This is a genomic window from Saccharopolyspora sp. NPDC045941 (assembly GCF_056431445.1).
This window is the reverse complement of sequence record NZ_JBWKKU010000092.1, coordinates 15138-32143: the sequence shown is the minus strand read 5'-3', so window position 1 is coordinate 32143 and position 17006 is coordinate 15138. Positions and strand designations below refer to the sequence as shown.

Below are 17006 nucleotides of genomic sequence, written 5' to 3'. Positions count from 1 at the left end.
AGACCTCGCCGTTAGGCGGTCCGTGAAGCAGGAACCTCGACCGGCGTTAGCGCTGGTTGGAATCCCCCGGCTTTAGCCGTGGGGAGGACGTCAACTCCCGATCACAAGCGTGGTCGTAGTGCCACGCACGCGCAGTCCTGATCACGATGCCTGGATCGGCCGGTTCCATCAGTACTTCGCCGTTGACGGTGGTCGGCACGTGTTGACTCGTGGGCCTGCCCGGCTGAGCCGGGCAGGCCCACGTCGATGTGCTGCGCCGATCGAGTTCGCAGTCCGCGAGTGGCTCGCATGAAGCGGCAGGCGCGCAGCCGATTTTCGCCGACGCCCGGCCGATCCGGGCGCCGGCTGTCGTCCCCGCATTTCGCCCTTGTGTGGCGCCAAGGCCGAACTATACGATATTGACGTTCTATATTAGAACTTTAAATTCGTTTATCGAACACGCACTGGTCATGCGTAGAACCCACAACGATGTGAGGAGAGACCGTGCAGTTTCACCACCACGGGTACGTTTCCGGTGATCCGCGCATCCAGCCGCCCGCGGGTGTCGGCGTAGATCGCCCCGAGGAGCTTCCGGACGAGGTCGATGTCCTCGTCGTGGGCAGTGGCCCGGCCGGGATGATCGCCGCCGCTCAGCTGGCGCAGTTCCCCGACATCGTCACGCGCGTCATCGATCGCCGTCCCGGTCGGCTCGAGGTCGGGCAGGCCGACGGCATCCAGGCCCGCAGCGTCGAGACGTTCCAGGCGTTCGGCTTCGCCAACCGCATCATCGAAGAGGCCTACCGGATCACCGAGATGGCCTTCTGGAAGCCGGACCCCGAGAACCCGAAGAACATCGTCCGAGCCGCTCGCGCTCCCGACGACCCGACCGGGATCAGCGAGTTCCCCCACCTGATCGTCAACCAGGCGCGCGTGCTCGACTACTTCGCCGAGGTAGCGCGCAACGCTCCGGCCCGGCTGGTGCCGGACTACGGCTACGAATTCGTCACCCTGGACGTCGCCGAGGAAGGGGCGTACCCGGTCACGGTCACCCTGCGGCGCAGTGCGGGCGAGGACGAGGGCTCGCAACGGACGGTCCAGGCCAAGTACGTGATCGGCTGCGACGGCGCGCGCAGCAAGGTGCGCGAGTCGATCGGGCGCGAGCTCGTGGGAGACCAGGCCAATCACGCGTGGGGTGTGATGGACGTGCTGGCCGACACCGATTTCCCCGACATACGCACCAAGTGCGCCATCCAGTCGCACGACGGCGGCAGCATCCTGCACATCCCGCGGGAGGGCAACCACCTGTTCCGGATGTACGTCGACCTGGGCGAGGTCTCCGAGGACGACGGCGGAGCGGTGCGGAACACGACGCAGGAAGAGGTCGAGGCCCGCGCCAACGTGATCATGCACCCGTACACGGTGACGGTGAAGCACGTCTGCTGGCGCAGCGTGTACGAGGTGGGGCACCGACTGGCGGAGAAGTTCGACGACGTGCCGGAGCAGCTCGTGGGCATCCGCAGTCCGCGGGTGTTCATCACCGGCGACGCCTGCCACACCCACAGCGCGAAGGCGGGGCAGGGCATGAACGTGTCGATGCAGGACGGCTGGAACATCGCCTGGAAGGTCGCGCACGTGCTCGAAGGACGTGCTCCCGAGGCACTACTCGACACCTACTCCGCGGAGCGCCAGGTGATCGCGCGGAACCTGATCGACTTCGACAAGCAGTGGTCGAGCCTGATGGCCGCCAAGCCCGAAGAACTGGACGATCCCTCCGAACTGGAGGACTTCTACGTCAAGACGGCCGAGTTCCCCGCCGGCCTGATGACGCAGTACCAGCCGTCGATGATCATAGGCGCGACCACGCACGAGAGCCTCGCGACCGGATTCCCGGTCGGCAAGCGCTTCAAGTCGAACGTCGCCACGCGGGTCTGCGACGCCAACCCGGTGCACCTGGGCCACCACCACCGCGCGGATGGCCGCTGGCGGATCTACGTGTTCGCCGACCGGCCGGCCGCGGGGCAGCGTTCGAAGGCGACAGACTTCGCCGAATGGATCGGCGGCTCGCCGGAATCGCCGGTGGTCGCGTACACGCCGAAGGACGGGGACGTCGACGCGTGGTTCGACGTCAAGGTGATCTACCAGCAGGACCACACCGGCGTCGATCTCGCCGCCGTGCCGCGGGCGTACCTGCCGAAGGTCGGCCCGTTCGGCGTCGTCGACTACGAGAAGGTGTACGCCGCCGACCCGCAGGACGACATCTTCGAGGCGCGTGGCATCGATCGTGCTGGCGCGCTCGTCGTCGTGCGACCTGACCACTACGTCGCGAACGTGCTCCCGCTGGACGCGAAGGAGGAGTTGGCGGCGTTCTTCGCGGGAATCTTCAACGCGAAGCGGCCATCACCCTCTGAGCACGGGGATCGGAACTGACTACCCTGACGAAGAAGTCAGGGATCGTGGTCGAGGACGGTGCGTCCGCTACCGGAAAAGACGGCGAGCCAGCCGAACTGCGCGCGGATGCCGTGGGTCAGACGCCGTAGGCGCGCTGCACGTTGTCCGCGGAGACCTTGAGGCGTGCGGCGATTTCCGTCTCGGGACGGGGGAGCGAGACGTGGATGACCGCGATGGAGGCCGGCGGCTGATCGGGCAGGACGAGGGGCACCGCGACGGACCACAACGACGGAACCACCTCGTCGCGACTGTGCGCATAACCTCGTGCGCGGCTTTCCTCGATCTCGGCGCGCAGTTCGTCGGTCATGTCGGCGGGCCAGGCGCTCTCGGGAAGTTCCAGCAGGATCGCCTTGCCCGGCCCGCCGCGGGTGATGGGGTGGCGATGGCCGGGCCGGTACGACACGACGGCCACCGACTTCCGGGGCGCGCTGCTGACCAGGGTGACGGCCTCGTCGCCGTCGCGCTGCACGGCGAGCAGGCAGGTCATCCCCAGCTCGTTCGCGACTTCGGTGAGCTCGGGGAGCGCGGCGGACTGGAGGTCTCGCGAGACCCCCGCGGCGAGTGCGGCCATGCCGGCGCCGAGCGTGATCCGCCCGGCGCCGTCGCGGACGATCAGCCCGTGGTCCTCCAGGGTGCGCAGCAGCCGGTAGGCGACCGAGCGGTGCACCTTGAGCTCCGCCGCGAGCTCGTCGATCGACAGATTGCGGTCGGAGGACGCGAGGATCTCGAGCAGCCGGATGCCGCGGCTCAGGGTCTGCGAGCCGGCCTGCGTGACCTGCTGGTCGGGCATGGAGCCATGCCTTCCTGCCCGAGGCGTGGGCGATCGTTCGAACTGGGGCACTCAATACTAGAACCGGCTGCGGTCGAGCATCGAACGATCTGGCTTCAACGCGTGGACGACATCATCGTCGCGCTCCCCGGTTTCAATCCTCGCGATGTCCAGATCGGACGACGTCGGTTTCCCGCTTGGCGTAGGCCTTGATGTCGAACGCCGGATCGCCTGCCCGTTCCGGCCCGAGCGGCAGCTCCTTCGCCAGCAGACGACGGGCGGCCATGTGGTCGGCGGGCTGGTTGGCGGACTCGACCGCGGCCAGCCTGCCGCCGCGGAACCGGAACACCGAGAACTTTCCGGTGTCGACGTCGCCGCGGAGGACGTTCTCGTCGCCGGGCAGTCCGAGTCCGGCGATCTGCAACCGCAGATCACCCTGGTTGCTCCAGAACCACGGCACGTCTCGGTAGGGGGCAGGGCGGCCGAGGATCACGCGGGCGACGTGCCGGGCTTGGTCCGTGGCGTTCTGCACGGATTCCAGCCGGCTCCGCGCGGCGAGGTGGTGGCTGGGGAAGTTGGCACAGTCGCCGATCGCGTAAATGCGCTCGTCGTCGGTTCGCAGCGATGCGTCGACGACCACACCGTTGTCCACCGCGAGCCCCGCCTGCTCGGCGAGTTCCGCGCGTGGCGTGACGCCGACGCCCACCAGGACGAGGTCGGCCGGATACCGCCTGCCGAGCGAGCTGATCACCGTCGTAACCCGGCCGTTGCGGCCCTGGAACGACGCGACACCGTCACCGACCTGCAGATCGATGCCGGCCTGCCGGTGCGCACCCGCTACGAAGTCCGACAGCGGCGCGGACAGCACTCGTCCCATCGGTCGATCCGCCGATTCGAGCACCGTGACGTTGAGACCGCGTTTGCGGGCGATCGCGGCGAACTCGAGCCCGATGAAACCCGCTCCGACCACGACCGCGGAACGCGCATGTCCGAGATCCGCGCGGACGGCGCGCGCCTCGGCCAGCGTGCGCAGGTGGTGGATGCCGTCGAGATCACCGCCCGCGACGCGCAGCGTCCGGTTGGCCGACCCCGTGGCGAGTACCAAGTGGGAATACGGCACAACGGCGCCGCTGTTGAGGACCACTTCGCGCCTTGCCCGATCGATCGCGCTGGCACGCACCCCGATCCGCACATCGACGTCGAGTCCGGTGAAGTAGTCCGCAGCGCGGATCGGTAGCGGGGTGGGTTCACCGCCCGGACGCAGGTAGTCCTTCGACAGGGGCGGGCGCTGATATGGCAGGTCGTCCTCCTCTCCGACGATGGTGATGGCGCCCTCGCAGCCCCCGGCACGCAGCGAATCGGCGACTTGGAGCCCACCCTGTCCGGCACCGACGATGACGACGCGGTCTGGTGTGGACACCGGTCACACCTGGCTGGCGGGAACGTCGACGTCGATTTGCTCCGCGTCCACGCCGAGCGTGATCTGGCAGCCCAGCCGGCTGCGCTGCTCGTCGCGAGGTTCAGCGGTGCACTCGAGCATCTCCTCCTCGTCCTCGCCGATCTCCGGCAGGCCGTCGAGGAACGGCTCGTGGACGTACACGTGGCAGGTCGCGCACATGGCCTGCCCCCCGCATTCCCCGACGATGCCGCGGACACCGTTGCTCACCGCGGCCCGCATGATGCTGGTTCCGGACTCCACCTCGATGGCGTCCACAGTGCCGCCCTGGTGGTGGAAGTTCACCTTTGCCATTGGGAGTTCTCCTCGGTCGTCTTTCCGGGTGTTCGCGAAACCGGCTCCGGTCACCTGCGGTCCCACAGCACCGGAAGCCGGAGCATGCCGCGGAACACCCAGCCGCCCGCTTGCGCCGGCGCGTCCGGGTCCAGGCGCAGGTTCGGAAGTGCGTCGAACAGGCGCGGCATGCCGACACCCACCACGGAGGCGCGGGCGACCCAGGCGCCGGCGCAGAAGTGGTTGCCGCCGCCGAAGGCGAGGTGCGGCTGCTTGGGCCGGTTGATGTCGTAGGTCTCCGGGTCGTTGAAGACCTTCGGGTCCCGGTTGGCGGCGCCGACGACCACACCGAGCCGGGCGCCCTTGGGGACCAGCACTCCTTCGAGCACGGTGTCCTGAGTGGACTCACGGGGGTACATGCCGATGGGGGCGATCCAGCGGATGCACTCCTCGAACGCGGTGGACCACAGCGATGGTTCGGCCAACACCTGCGCGAGCTGGTCCGGATTGGACAGCAACGCCCACACCGTTGCGCCCAGCGCGTCCCTCGGCTCGTTGAGGCCGCCGCCGATGGTCATCTTCAGATTGGCCCGGATCGCTTCCAAGGGAATCGGCAGGTGGGCCAGCCCGGATAGCAGGCTGTGGTCCGGGTTCGCGCGCAGGTGCGGCAGCATTTCGTCGATCGCGTCGTCGACCTCGCGCGACGACTGTTCGGCCTTGGCCCACGCGTCCGGGTCGTCGGCGTAGTTCCCGGTCCCGTCGATCAGCGTTTGCGACCAGCGCTGCATGTCGTCCTGCGTCGCGTTCCGGAAACCCATGATGAGCCGCAGGTTCTCGGCGGCGTAGGGCGCGGCGAACTCGGAGATGAGGTCGGCACCCGGACCGGCGTTCTCCAGGCGCTCCAGGTATTTCGCGCAGTTCTGCTCGAAGACGGCGTTCCAGTGCCGCTTGATCGCGTTCGGCCGGAGCACTCCGCCGTAGGACTTGCGGTCGACGTCGTGCGCGGGGCCGTCCTTGCGGAGCATGCTGTGCCCCATCGCCCGTTTCATCAGCGAGTTGGTCTCGTCCGCCGAGAACCTCTCCTGGTCCTGTTCGATGGTGTGGCACGCGGCGTAGTCGGTCACCATGTACCGGTTCACCGCGGGAACCCAGTGCACGGGTGCTTCGGCACGCATTCGTTGGTAGACGGGGTAGGGATCGGCGTACAGATCGGGGATGGTGACCCAGTCCGCGACCGGGATCGGGCGGGCCTGCGCCAAGTCGACCGTCGGCGTCATCGTTGACTGCCTCCAATTCGTCGAGGATGCAAGCAAGACTGGCAGAGGCGTTCAGCGTATGTAAACTTCAAAGTTGTTGGATATATCCACTACTGAGTAGTGGTTCCGGATTGGCCGATGTGGATGGATCCCAGGGGCTGCGGTGGCTGAATACACGCTTCGTCAGTTGACGTACTTCGTCGCTGTCGCGGAAACGGGCTCGATCTCGAGCGCCGCGGGCGGGCTGCACGTGTCGCCGACCGCGGTCGCATCCGCGCTCACGGAGCTTGAACGCGTCTTCGGCACGCACCTCGTGGTGCGTCGCAAAGCCCGTGGAGTGTCGCTGACACCGTCCGGGAGCTACCTGCACTCCCGTGCCGCGGACCTGCTGCGCCAGGCCGACGATCTGGAGCTCAACGTCGCCAGCGGGGGAGCGGAACTCAACGGTCCACTGGTGATCGGCTGCTACGCCACTGTCGCGCCGACCGTCGTGCCGCCACTGCTGGCGTGGTTCGCGGACAACCATCCGAAGGTACAGGTCCGGGTGGTGGAAGGCAGTCAGACAGAACTACCGCACCGGCTGCTAGCGGGCGAGCTCGAGCTAGCGGTGGTGTACGACCTGGACCTCCCGACGGGACTGAACTCCGTGGTGCTCTACGAGGCTCCGGCGTACGTTCTCCTCCCTGCCCGGCACCGCCTGGCGAAGCAGGCGACGGTGTCGCTGCGAGAACTGGCGGGTGACCCGATGATCCTGCTCGACGTGCCCCCGGCGGCTCAGCACACGATGACCCTGTTCGACCGCGCCGGTGTGGAGCCGGTGGTGGCCCTGCACGCGTCGGACTTCGAACTGACCCGCTCGCTGGTCGCTCGCGGGATGGGGTACGCCATCCTGATCCAGCGGCCCGCGGTCAGCCAGTCCTACGAGGGATTGCCCGTGGTGGTCAAGGAGATTCGGCCGGCCGTGCGGCCGATCCGGGTGAAAGCGGTCTGGCCCGAGGCCGTCCGGCTGACCGATCGGGGCCGCGCTCTGCTCGACTTCGCACGCGACCCCGGGATCGGGAACGTGCCGGGGTCGCGCCGACGTGCCCCTCGATCCCGCTGACCCCGGTGCCGGGGCACCGGATGGTCAGGATTCCGGGCGGGACGTCACGTATTCGGTCATCGTCCGGAGCTTGTGGTCGCGCGAGACGCGCTCGATCTCCTCCTGCGAGGCTCCCGCCCGGATGAGCGCGATGATCCGATCATGCTCGTCCACAGAGGACAACGTTCGACCGGGGACGAAGGTGAAGCTGGACCGCCTGATGCCGGACATCCGTTGCCACTCCCGCTTCACCAGGTCGAGCAGGTGCTGGTTCGGGCAGTTCTCGCACAGCGCCCAGTGGAAGCGGTGGTTGAGCTCCGTGAACCGGACGGGGTCCAGGGTTCCCTCGCACATTCGCCGCATCTCCGCGTTGAAGGACGCGGCGTCCTCCAGTTGTTCCGGGGTCACATGCGAGGCCGCAAGGCTGGTGGCCGCGCCTTCGAGGTAGGCGAGCGTTTGCATGGCGTTGGCGTAGTCGGAGGTGTTGATGCCGGCGACCTGGGCACCGACGTTGCGGGTGAAGGTCACCAGGCCCTCGGCCTCGAGTCGCCGCACGGCCTCGCGCACCGGTACGGGGCTTGTTCCGAATTCGCGGGCGATCTGGTCGAGGACCAGGCGGTAGCCGCTCGCGTAACGTCCCGACAGGATGCGCGCGTGGAGTTCCTGGTAGACCTTCTCCGACTTCGACAGCGCCTGCGTACCGGCTGTTCTCGGCATCTCCGTTGTTCCGTCCTCGGGTGGCGATACCTGCAATCGTATACGGTGGGGGCGGCGGAATTTCCCGGGACGCCCCCACCTCGAGCGGTTACCGGTGGGCCGACGCGGCGAGTTTGGTCGCCCCTGGGATGTCGAGCGCGTCCAGGCCGAGGGGCTTGCCCGTGCGGTCCTTGATCGTGAACGCCGCGATCAGACCGATCACCGTGAGGCAGAACAGGTAGCCCGACACGGCTGTGGTGCTGTCGAACGCGGCTTGGAGCCACGTTGCGATCATCGGGGCGAAGGCGCCGCCCAGGACGGCGCCGAAGGCGTAGGACAGCCCGGCTCCGGAGTAGCGGACCTGGGCGGGGAACATCTCGGCGAGCATGGCCGCCTGCGGCCCGTAGGAGAACCCGATGCCGATGCTGAAGACCAACATCGCCAGTCCGATCAGCAGCACGTTCTTGGTGTCGATCAACCAGAACATGGGGAAGACCCAGACGAGCAGGGTGGCGAAACCGATCTTGTACACCGCGGTTCGCCCGATCCGGTCGGACAGCATCGCTCCCGACATGGTGGTGACGACCCAGGCCGCGCTGGTGAGGGTGACCAGGTTGAGGATCGTGGAGCGGTCCATCCCCAATACCGTCGTGGTGTAGGAAAGCACGTAGCCGCCGGTCACCATGTACCCGGCCGCGTTGTTCGCGGCGAACGTGAGGGCGCCCTGGAGCACTTGTGGTCCGTTGAAGCGGAACATCTGCACGAGCGGGAGCCGGACGCGCGGCTGCTCGCCATCGGCGTCGGCGAACACCGGTGACTCGGCGACTCCCAGCCGGATCACCGTGCCCACCACGATGAGCACGACGGACAGCAGGAACGGGACCCGCCATCCCCAGTCGAGGAACTGCTGCTCGGTAGTCGTCGCGGTGACGATGCTGAGCACGGCGGTGGCGATCAGCATGCCGACTGGAACCCCGATCTGCGGGAAGCCGCCGTAGCGACCGCGCTGGTGCGCCGGGGCGTGCTCGACGGCCATCAGCGCGGCCCCACCCCACTCTCCGCCCGCGGAGAACCCCTGCAGAACGCGCATCACGATGAGCAGAATCGGTGCCCACGTCCCGATCGACGCGTAGCCGGGCACCAGGCCGATCGCCGTCGTGGACGCGCCCATGAGCATGAGCGTCAGGACCAGCATGGCCTTTCGCCCCAGCTTGTCGCCGAAGTGCCCCGCGACCACCGCGCCGAGCGGGCGGAAGATGAAGCTCACCCCCACGGTGGCGAACGAGATCAGCCGCCCGGCCAGTTCTCCGTAGGAGGCCACGAACGGCTCGAAGAACAGGGGAGTCAGCACCAGGGCGGCGGCGTTGGCGTAGATGAAGAAGTCGTACCACTCGATGGTGGTGCCGACCAGCGTGCCCAATGCGACTCGGCGATGTTCTCGCCGAGTTTGATCCCGGGTGAGTTCTTGTTCAGCCACAACAGCTCCTTTGCTGTGTCGGTTGGCTCGGAACGCCGCTGGACCTCCCGCGTCCGGCCGTCGAGGTCCAAGATGCGCAAGCCCCGCCTCGCCCGATCGACATGGGCCGCGCCGATGAGATCGGGGCCGAGCGGGGTGTATCTCTCGCCGCTCCTGGAACGGACGTTGAATCCGCGGTCGGCGTAGCGCAGGTCGTGCTGTCCCAGATCATCGCCGGGCTCGTCGTGCTGCGCGGGATGGGTAGTTGAGATGCACCGCGATGACCTTGCCCGGTAGGTGTCCGAGGGCGGTGGATACAGGGTCGCGGGTCAATGGAAGCTCCCAACATCAACTACGATATCGCATACGATCTGGAATCTTGATGGCCGCGAGCCGCTGCTGTCAATGGTCAGCCGACCGCGGACCAACCGAACCGGATTCCCAATCCGATGTGGAAACGCCTCATCGCGGCTTGCCCCGGCTGGTGGTGCAGGCGTGCACGTCAGGCCAGGAGATGTTGACGCCGGACGAAAAGTCATATACGTTTCGGCCGCTGGGTCGCCGTCCCGGGCGGTTGCCGAATCTTCGCCGGTCGCAGCGTCGCCGACTTGCCGGTCTCGACCCTTGTGGACGTCAGCCGCTGACCACGTTCAGCGATCTCAAGATGATCGATTCCAAGGGATCGACCGCGCGCACGAGGCGAGCCCAACGGCAGTGCGCAAAGACCGAGCTGGAAGCCCTCGCGGCCGTACTGCATGTGACGACCGACGGCCTATCAGTTCGTTGATTTTCATGATGCGTTCCATTTGGGGGAAGAGTCTGTCTACGAGGCGGAAGATGCTGCTGGTTATGCGCGCGATCGCCGCTACGGCCTGGAAGCCCACTCCTTCCGAAGCACCTCGGTGAGCAGCCACGGGTCTTGGGAGGCGTAGATGCCGTTGATCTTGTTGTACGCGCACAACTCCAGCAGCGCGGGCGCGGCGGCCTTGACGGCCGTGGCGATGCGCTGCTGGAGGTCGTGGATCTCCTCGGCGAGGTACTGGATACGACAAGCCAGCCGTCTGAGCGTGTGCGCGACAGCGGCGGTGACACCGCGATATGCCTCGGAATCCAGGTTGGCGGAACGGGCAACGAGCCGGCTGAGACTCAGGCGAAGCGAGTTCCTCACGCAACTGCGGCTCGGCGTTGACCAGGACAGCTTTGAGTTGGTTGATCGCCTGGAACCCTGGCCTTCACCGCAGAGTCCTTGGCGAGTTTGAGCACCCGAATCGCTTCCACCGGCCCGTCACCGCTTTTCGGCGTGACCGCGGCTTCACCGGATAACACCGCGCGGGCAGCTGCCTCGGCATCCACCGTGTCGTTCTTGCCGCGGCGCCTGCGCATGGCCCGGTTCGGTCTGTTGACCTCGACGACATCCACGCCTGCCTCACGCAGGAGGCGAGTCAGCCCTGCCCCGTACGAGCCGGTGCCCTCTACCCCCGCTCGACTCATCACGCCGTAGGAGCCAGCCCACCCGATCAGCTCCTGATAACCGGCCGCCGTCGCCGGAAACGCCCGACTGCCCGCTACAACGCCCATCACAGTGATCACGACAGCGACGTGGAAGTCCTTATGAGTATCCACACCGAGGATGACCTGGCCGTCGGTCTGAGGCTGCGGCAGAACGCTGGCCATGGGGCGTTGTCTCCTGGTCTACTCGCCGAACACAACAGGCCACCGCCGGCCGTGGCGGTCAGACCTGTGACGGTGCCGGACGCGAAGGCCCCTATCGAGACACGCTCACCAAACCGACGGCGGCACGCCCTGCGCCGGGTCGTAGCCGACTGATCACACTCAAGGCATCAAGGCCAGGCACGATACGGGTGAGACCACGACCCGGAACAAGCCCCCACCATCCTCACAGGCGCGATAGGTAATCACGTGGGGTCCTGGCTCTGCGGAAGACGATCTTGTGGTGAGATCCGCCGGATCCTCGCGGACACACGGGAGCTCGTCCTGGGCGCCCGCCGGGGAGAGGAGCTGCGGGGCCCCGTGAAGCTCGGCTGCTACGCGAGCTTCGCCACGAGCGTGGTGCCCGAGCTCCTCGAAGGCTTCCCGCGAAGGCATCCCGGGGTGGACCTCGAGATCACGGTGGGCACCACCGACGACCTGTTCCCAGCGCTCCAGTCGGGACGCCTCGACGTGGCCATCATGTACGAGAGGTTCCTGCCCGTCGGCTACCGTCGCCGCGAGATCTACGCGACCGAGCTTGAGGCCCACCTGCATCCGGACCACCCGCTCGCAGCGGGCAGCAATGTGGATCTCGCCGATCTCGCCGGCGAGCCACTCATCCTCTACGACGCGAGCCCGAGCGCCATCAACATAGTCGAGGCGTTCGCCGCGCGCGGGCTCGAGCCCAGGATCGCGACCCGGGTCACCCAGATCATCCTCATCGAGGCGCTCGTGGGCCGCGGCGTGGGCTACGGCCTGCTCATGTCCCGGCCCAACGTGCTCCCCATGAGCCTCGAGGGGCGGCCGGTCGCCGTCCGCCCCCTCGACCCGCCCGTAACCCTCTCCCACGTCGTGGGGATCTGGCCCGAGGACATGACCCTCACGCCGCGCGCCGCGGCCCTGCTCGATTACGCGGTCGAGAAGCTCGGCAGCTACGGCCGCGCAGACGTAGTTCAGAACACAGCCACGCACGACGGCGCCGCCCCGCCTCATGCGGGCAGCGGCGCCTCTCGGGAGTAGGCCTTCAGGTCGAACGAGGGATCGGGCCAGGTCCCCGGGGAGAGCGTCCTGCGGGCGCCGAGGAGCCGGCGTCGCTGAAGCCGTGGATCAGCCGCCGCGATAGCCTGGGCCGCATTATCCGCCGGGATCCGCGTGACATCAGCCGTATCTGGGTGCTGGAACCAGAGGGTGTACCGGGACGATGATCCCGACCATCTGCACGAAATCTGCAACCTCTTCGGGGCCAGCGCGGCAGGTGAACGAAACACGTCCGGCACGGCCCCGCTTACCACGCCGGTCGATTCACATAGATGCCCCGCTGGCCGCTAAGTCCACGGTGTACCGTGCCAAAATCCGGATCACGGGGTTGATCTGGTGTTTAGCTGATCGGAGTCAAGCGGCTCGGGTGTACTCATTGATCAGTCCGCCGAGGACTTTGTGGCGTCGGATGAGAGCGTCGTTCAGACGCCGAAGCAGCCCGGTCAGTCCGCACTTTGTGTGCGGGCTGACCGGGCCTTTTCCTCGTGGGAGCGGTGCCGTTGCGCCACCACTTGCCGATCCGGCGGTTGATCCCGACGATCCGGCACGCCTCCCGGCTGCTCACACCTTGATCCATGAGCCGGAAGTATTCCTCCCGCTCACGGCCCAACTTCCTGCGTCCCTGCGGTGTCCGGATCTTGCGGATCTCGAAGGCCATCGCGTCCCCGAAGGCCGGGTGTTGCGACGACCGCTAGAACTCAAGAGCGAAACTGGACGGATGCGGGGGCGACTGCTTGGACCCGCCGAGCGGATTCTCACTTGACGAAGACGTCCAGCTGCATCCCCCTCTGCCGGTGGTTATCGACCGGGCACCAGAAGTCGTAGACCCCGGGGCCCAGCGTCACGGTGATGTCGGCGGAGCCGCCGGGCTGGACCAGCGGAGTCCTCACGTTCGTGTCGCGCGAATCCTGGATCGCCAGGATGTGCGGCATCCGCCCCTCGTTGACAGCCCGGAACGTGTACTGCCCAGGCGAGAAGTGACTCGGTTGCAGGAACCGGAAATCGACCATCCTGACAATCACGAGACGCGGCCCACCACCACCGCCGCCGCCGCCACCCGCGGGCGCGGCAGGCGCCGGCGACCCCGCGACAGCAGTCGACGCACCAGCGCACACCGTCGCCACCAATGCGAGCACACCGAGCAGCACGCCCAGCAACACCCGCCCCGTTCTGCTGGATTTCCTGCCGAGAACCCTGTTCTCGTTCGCTTTGATCAGCATTGCCCACCCCCCACGCGAAATTCGGCACCGGGCAGGGAAAGGCGATAGCACACCCAGAAAACCATTACCAGCCCGGACGTTTCGAACCGAAGCACAACCAGGGTAAATCCGCGAGGCATTCCTTTGGTGTCGGAAGTTCCAGACGGAACCGCAGTTGAGACTCTTGCAGCTGAGCAGCTTGCGCCAGCAGTGACGGCCCACGCGGCATTTGCTATCGCACCTGGGCGGCCTGGCGTTCGCGAGTCGAAAAGGCGTGCGCGCCTACGAAGCCGCGCTGATCGAAGCCGACGTCGCCGGACGTCACGCACGAGCCGGACCACCTCCGCGAACTGCGGATGCGGGTGATCCGACTGGCCGAAGCGTTGCCGAGCATGTGCTGGCCCCGGGACAAATGCGGCCACTGCAACGGCGAACGTGAAGTCGAGGCCGTCCAAGCCCGCTACGGCGCAAGCCGTGCCCCGAAGTTCGTCAGCGGCCAGCGCCTCTGCCCGCAGTGCCGGGGTACAGGTCTCACCCTCGACCTCCCGACCCCGCCTGACAGCACTCCTTGCTGGGAGCGAACACGCGATTGCACGCGGAAGTAAGGGCGCTGACGTGGTCCAGGCCATTTAGCTCCTGCGTCCTTGCTCATAGCCTTCAGCTGCTGGCGCCTGTGCGGATGGCGGTCACACCCAGCTGGCCCACGGGCGCCAGCCCTAGATCGACGATGAATGGTCCCCGAACACCGTATCTTCGGCCTGTGGGGACCATTCCTTTCGTCCACGGTCAGGTGTGCGAAGGTGCTTGGGCATCCACATCGTCGCGGAGGGCGGCCATCGACGACCTTCTTGACGCCCGGTTTGCGCTGCGGTGAAGACGTGCCGGGACTGTGGAGCAGCCGCTCAGCGACGCTGCAAAATGCTGTTCCGGAAGCTGCTGCTGTACGCAGTCATCATGATCCTGCTCGGGCGCTGTGATCCGGATCGTCCTGGTCCTGCTGTGATGGTCGGCCGACGTCTCCATTGAGCTCTCCTCGGAAGTACTCGATGAACCTGGGCTGCGTTGGACCGCGCCGAAAGGAGGTGAAATGTACTAGTTTGTCCTGCTGTCTCCGAGCTTTCGTGCCAGCTGTCCCTTGTGGACGAATAGGTCTAGCTGGTGCAGGTTCAAATCTCGCTGTCCCGACCTCGATTTTCGGCATTTTGGGACCATTTCGGACGAATCGGTTTCGCGGGTGCGAAATATGGGGCCCTCGGTTGCCCTCCGTTTGCTGAACGTTCAGCCCGCGTCCGTGCCCGGGTTGATGGCTCTCCCTAAGTTCTTAGCCTGACGAAAGAAGGGGAACAATGGGCACACCCCCCGCAGTGCGGGCTCGTGGGATCACCAAGTGTTTCGGCGATGTCGTCGCGCTCGACGGCATCGATCTGGATGTGGCGCAGGGGCAGATCCACGGGTTGGTCGGGCCGAACGGCGCCGGCAAGACGACCTTGCTCGGTCTACTGCTGGGCCTGGCCGTCGCCGACAGCGGCACGCTCGAAATTCTCGGTACGCCGGTCGGCCGGGCGCTCGCCGCTCCCGACGACGTCGCGGGTTTCGTCGACGGGCCCGGCCTCTATCCCTCGCTCACCGCGAAGCAGAACCTCGCCGCGCTGGCCGTGCTTCGCGGCCGCGACGTGCGGACGGCGGGGATCGACGACGTGCTCGATCAGGTCGGGCTCACCGATGTCGCCGACGACCGGGTCCGGGGTTTCTCCCTCGGCATGCGTCAGCGGCTCGGGCTCGCCGCAGCCTTGCTCACCAAGCCTCGCCTCCTGGTGCTCGACGAGCCGTCCAACGGCCTCGACCCGGCCGGCAAGCAGCACGTGCACGGAGTCCTTACCGGGCTCGCGGCCGACGGAACCTCCGTCGTGCTTTCGAGCCACCGGATGGACGATCTCGAAGCGCTGTGTTCCGAGATCACCATCGTCGCCACCGGACGGGTCGTGTTCTCCGGCCCGCTGAGCAAGCTCGCCGCCGAGAACCAGGAGCTCGACTACCGGCTCCTCACCTCTGACCCGGAGGCCGCCCGCAGGCTGGCTGCCGACACAGCCGGGGTCCGCGTAGTCGACGACGTCGGCGCATGGCATGGCGCCGAGGTGGTCGTGGTGCGTGCGTTGGTGCCCGCCCTCGACGAACTGGTGGTGGGGCTTGTGCACGCGGGCATCGCGGTGCGCGAGCTCGCGCCTGTGGTGTCGCCACTCGAGACCGCGTTCCTAGCCCTCACCGAGCAGCAGGAGTCCAGCCGATGACCGTGACCGTCGCCGATGCCCCCGCTGCCGGTGCCCGCCCTGTCTCGGTAGGGCGCGGCTACCGCTTCGAGCTGGTCAAACTGCTCTCGCAATGGCGGGTGCGCTTGCTGGTCCTCGCCTGCTGGCTCGCTCCGGCGCTCTTCGTCGTGGCGGTGAGCCAGCAGAGCTCGCTGCCCGTCGACACGCTCTTCGGTCGCTGGATGAATGCCACGGGTTGGGCCGGATCGCTGGTGATGCTCGGTTTCGCGGGCACCTACGCGCTCCCGCTGCTGACCTCGCTGGTCGCCGGTGACGTGTTCGCTTCCGAAGACCGGCTCGGCACCTGGCGCCACCTGTTGGTGGCGGTCCGTTCGCCGCGGCGGATCTTCGTCGCGAAGGCGCTGGCCAGCCTCACCGTCATCCTGGTGTTCGTGGCCGGGCTGGCCGTTTCCAGTGCGGCCGGCGGGGTCGTCGCGGTCGGCAACCGGGAAATGGTCGGGCTCGACGGCCACCTGCTGGCGTCGGCGGACGCCGCCGGGAAGGTCCTGCTCGCCTGGGTCTGCGTGCTCGCCCCGACCCTCGCCTTCGCCGCGATCGGGTTGCTCGGTTCCGTCGCATTTGGACGGTCCCCGATGGGGCTGCTGCTCCCCATCGTCGTCGCCCTCACCATGCAGCTCGTCCAGATGCTGCCGGTACCCGTCGCGGTGCGCCTCGCCCTGCCCAGTTACGCCTTCATCGCCTGGAACGGTCTGTTCACCAGCCCGGCGCAACTCGGGCCGCTGGTGATCGGCATCGTGGTCAGCCTCGTGTGGGCCGTTGCCGCGACCGCCTTGGCCTACCTGCTTTTCCTGCGGCGCGACTTCACACCCCTCACCCACGACGGATCCGGGCGCCGCGCGATCACCACCGGCCTCCTGCCGCTCGTCGGGCTGCTCGCCGTCACCGCTGCGGTCGTGCCCCCGGCCACCGGGGCCACTGGCTCCGGGATCGAGCAGGAGAAAGTGCAGAGCTCGGTCGCCACGGCCTTCGCTCACCTCTACCGCTTGCAGACCAAGCAGCTGAACCGACCCGACGTCACCGAGGCGCAGTTGAGGGCCACCGCGGCGTGCAACAAGGGCGGCGGCCAAGTCGCGCCTCAGGGACCGGGCAATGACTGGCGGTGCGTCGTTTCCTGGCATCTCCCCGGCGTCGAGGCCACTGGGTCTGCGATCTACCAGCTCGACGTCACCGCAGACGGGCGGTTCGTCGCTGACGGCGACGGGCCGAAGGAAGTGAACGGCTACTTCCTGGTGCACACCCCGGCAGGGGATGTGCCGAACCCCCTTTGGCAGTTCGACGGCAACGTCGAACTGCTGCCCACCATCCCGAAGGGATAACT

The 17006-nt window shown here is 67.1% G+C and carries 15 protein-coding genes and 1 pseudogene; 6 read left to right on the top strand and 10 right to left on the bottom strand.

Going from position 1 to position 17006, the window contains the following annotated elements; translation table 11 throughout:
* The first annotated feature begins 483 nt into the window (after positions 1 to 483).
* Positions 484 to 2406 carry an FAD-binding monooxygenase gene (locus AC07FN_RS41895; RefSeq protein ID WP_478400679.1) on the top strand — a complete coding sequence of 641 codons (1923 nt, stop codon included), beginning with the start codon at positions 484 to 486 and terminating at the stop codon, positions 2404 to 2406.
* 97 nt (positions 2407 to 2503) lie between these two features.
* On the opposite strand, the gene AC07FN_RS41890 is transcribed toward AC07FN_RS41895, so the two are convergent.
* From AC07FN_RS41890 to AC07FN_RS41875, 4 genes are all read right to left on the bottom strand, one after another.
* On the bottom strand, positions 2504 to 3217 hold the full coding sequence (locus AC07FN_RS41890) for an IclR family transcriptional regulator (protein ID WP_478400678.1): 714 nt from the start codon (positions 3215 to 3217) through the stop codon (positions 2504 to 2506).
* Positions 3218 to 3350: 133 nt separating this feature from the next.
* Positions 3351 to 4616, bottom strand: a complete 1266-nt coding sequence (locus AC07FN_RS41885; protein ID WP_478400677.1) for an NAD(P)/FAD-dependent oxidoreductase — start codon at positions 4614 to 4616, stop codon at positions 3351 to 3353.
* Positions 4617 to 4619: 3 nt separating this feature from the next.
* Positions 4620 to 4946, bottom strand: a complete 327-nt coding sequence (locus tag AC07FN_RS41880; RefSeq protein ID WP_478389261.1) for a 2Fe-2S iron-sulfur cluster-binding protein — start codon at positions 4944 to 4946, stop codon at positions 4620 to 4622.
* A 50-nt stretch (positions 4947 to 4996) separates the two neighbouring features.
* A complete protein-coding gene (locus AC07FN_RS41875; protein ID WP_478400676.1) occupies positions 4997 to 6202 on the bottom strand; it encodes a cytochrome P450 in 1206 nt (401 codons plus the stop codon).
* Between the two features lie 166 nt (positions 6203 to 6368).
* Here AC07FN_RS41875 and AC07FN_RS41870 point away from each other — a divergent pair, with 166 nt between their 5' ends.
* A complete protein-coding gene (locus AC07FN_RS41870; RefSeq protein WP_478400675.1) occupies positions 6369 to 7283 on the top strand; it encodes a LysR family transcriptional regulator in 915 nt (304 codons plus the stop codon).
* Positions 7284 to 7307: 24 nt separating this feature from the next.
* Here the strand turns inward: AC07FN_RS41870 and AC07FN_RS41865 are convergent, their stop codons facing one another.
* Both AC07FN_RS41865 and AC07FN_RS41860 read right to left on the bottom strand, forming a co-directional pair.
* A complete protein-coding gene (locus tag AC07FN_RS41865; protein WP_358393393.1) occupies positions 7308 to 7979 on the bottom strand; it encodes a GntR family transcriptional regulator in 672 nt (223 codons plus the stop codon).
* An 88-nt stretch (positions 7980 to 8067) separates the two neighbouring features.
* The gene (locus AC07FN_RS41860) at positions 8068 to 9435 is read right to left on the bottom strand and encodes an MFS transporter (protein WP_478400674.1); all 1368 of its coding nucleotides are present in this window, start codon (positions 9433 to 9435) and stop codon (positions 8068 to 8070) included.
* A 101-nt stretch (positions 9436 to 9536) separates the two neighbouring features.
* On the opposite strand from AC07FN_RS41860, the gene AC07FN_RS41855 reads away from it, so the two are divergent.
* On the top strand, positions 9537 to 9683 hold the full coding sequence (locus AC07FN_RS41855; RefSeq protein ID WP_478400673.1) for a hypothetical protein: 147 nt from the start codon (positions 9537 to 9539) through the stop codon (positions 9681 to 9683).
* A 596-nt stretch (positions 9684 to 10279) separates the two neighbouring features.
* Here AC07FN_RS41855 and AC07FN_RS41850 read toward each other — a convergent pair.
* Together AC07FN_RS41850 and AC07FN_RS41845 are read right to left on the bottom strand one after the other, a co-directional pair.
* Positions 10280 to 10582 carry a hypothetical protein gene (locus AC07FN_RS41850; protein WP_478400672.1) on the bottom strand — a complete coding sequence of 101 codons (303 nt, stop codon included), beginning with the start codon at positions 10580 to 10582 and terminating at the stop codon, positions 10280 to 10282.
* The gene (locus AC07FN_RS41845; protein ID WP_478400671.1) at positions 10579 to 11088 is read right to left on the bottom strand and encodes an IS110 family transposase; all 510 of its coding nucleotides are present in this window, start codon (positions 11086 to 11088) and stop codon (positions 10579 to 10581) included. Before AC07FN_RS41845 ends, AC07FN_RS41850 begins: the two co-directional genes overlap by 4 nt.
* Before the next feature lie 246 nt (positions 11089 to 11334).
* On the opposite strand from AC07FN_RS41845, the gene AC07FN_RS41840 reads away from it, so the two are divergent.
* Positions 11335 to 12144: a LysR substrate-binding domain-containing protein gene (locus AC07FN_RS41840; protein ID WP_478400670.1), complete on the top strand. Its 810-nt coding sequence runs from the start codon at positions 11335 to 11337 to the stop codon at positions 12142 to 12144.
* Between the two features lie 481 nt (positions 12145 to 12625).
* On the opposite strand, the pseudogene AC07FN_RS41835 reads toward AC07FN_RS41840, so the two are convergent.
* Positions 12626 to 12820 (bottom strand): annotated as a pseudogene (locus tag AC07FN_RS41835) (IS30 family transposase); the annotation flags it as partial.
* 97 nt (positions 12821 to 12917) lie between these two features.
* Positions 12918 to 13322, bottom strand: coding sequence for a hypothetical protein (locus AC07FN_RS41830; RefSeq protein ID WP_478400669.1), 405 nt, complete (start codon positions 13320 to 13322; stop codon positions 12918 to 12920).
* 1385 nt (positions 13323 to 14707) lie between these two features.
* Between AC07FN_RS41830 and AC07FN_RS41825 the strand changes: the two genes are divergently transcribed.
* Both AC07FN_RS41825 and AC07FN_RS41820 read left to right on the top strand, forming a co-directional pair.
* Positions 14708 to 15649, top strand: coding sequence for an ABC transporter ATP-binding protein (locus AC07FN_RS41825; protein WP_478400668.1), 942 nt, complete (start codon positions 14708 to 14710; stop codon positions 15647 to 15649).
* On the top strand, positions 15646 to 17004 hold the full coding sequence (locus AC07FN_RS41820) for an ABC transporter permease (RefSeq protein ID WP_478400667.1): 1359 nt from the start codon (positions 15646 to 15648) through the stop codon (positions 17002 to 17004). The genes AC07FN_RS41825 and AC07FN_RS41820 overlap by 4 nt, the downstream gene beginning before the upstream one ends.
* Positions 17005 to 17006: the final 2 nt, after the last annotated feature.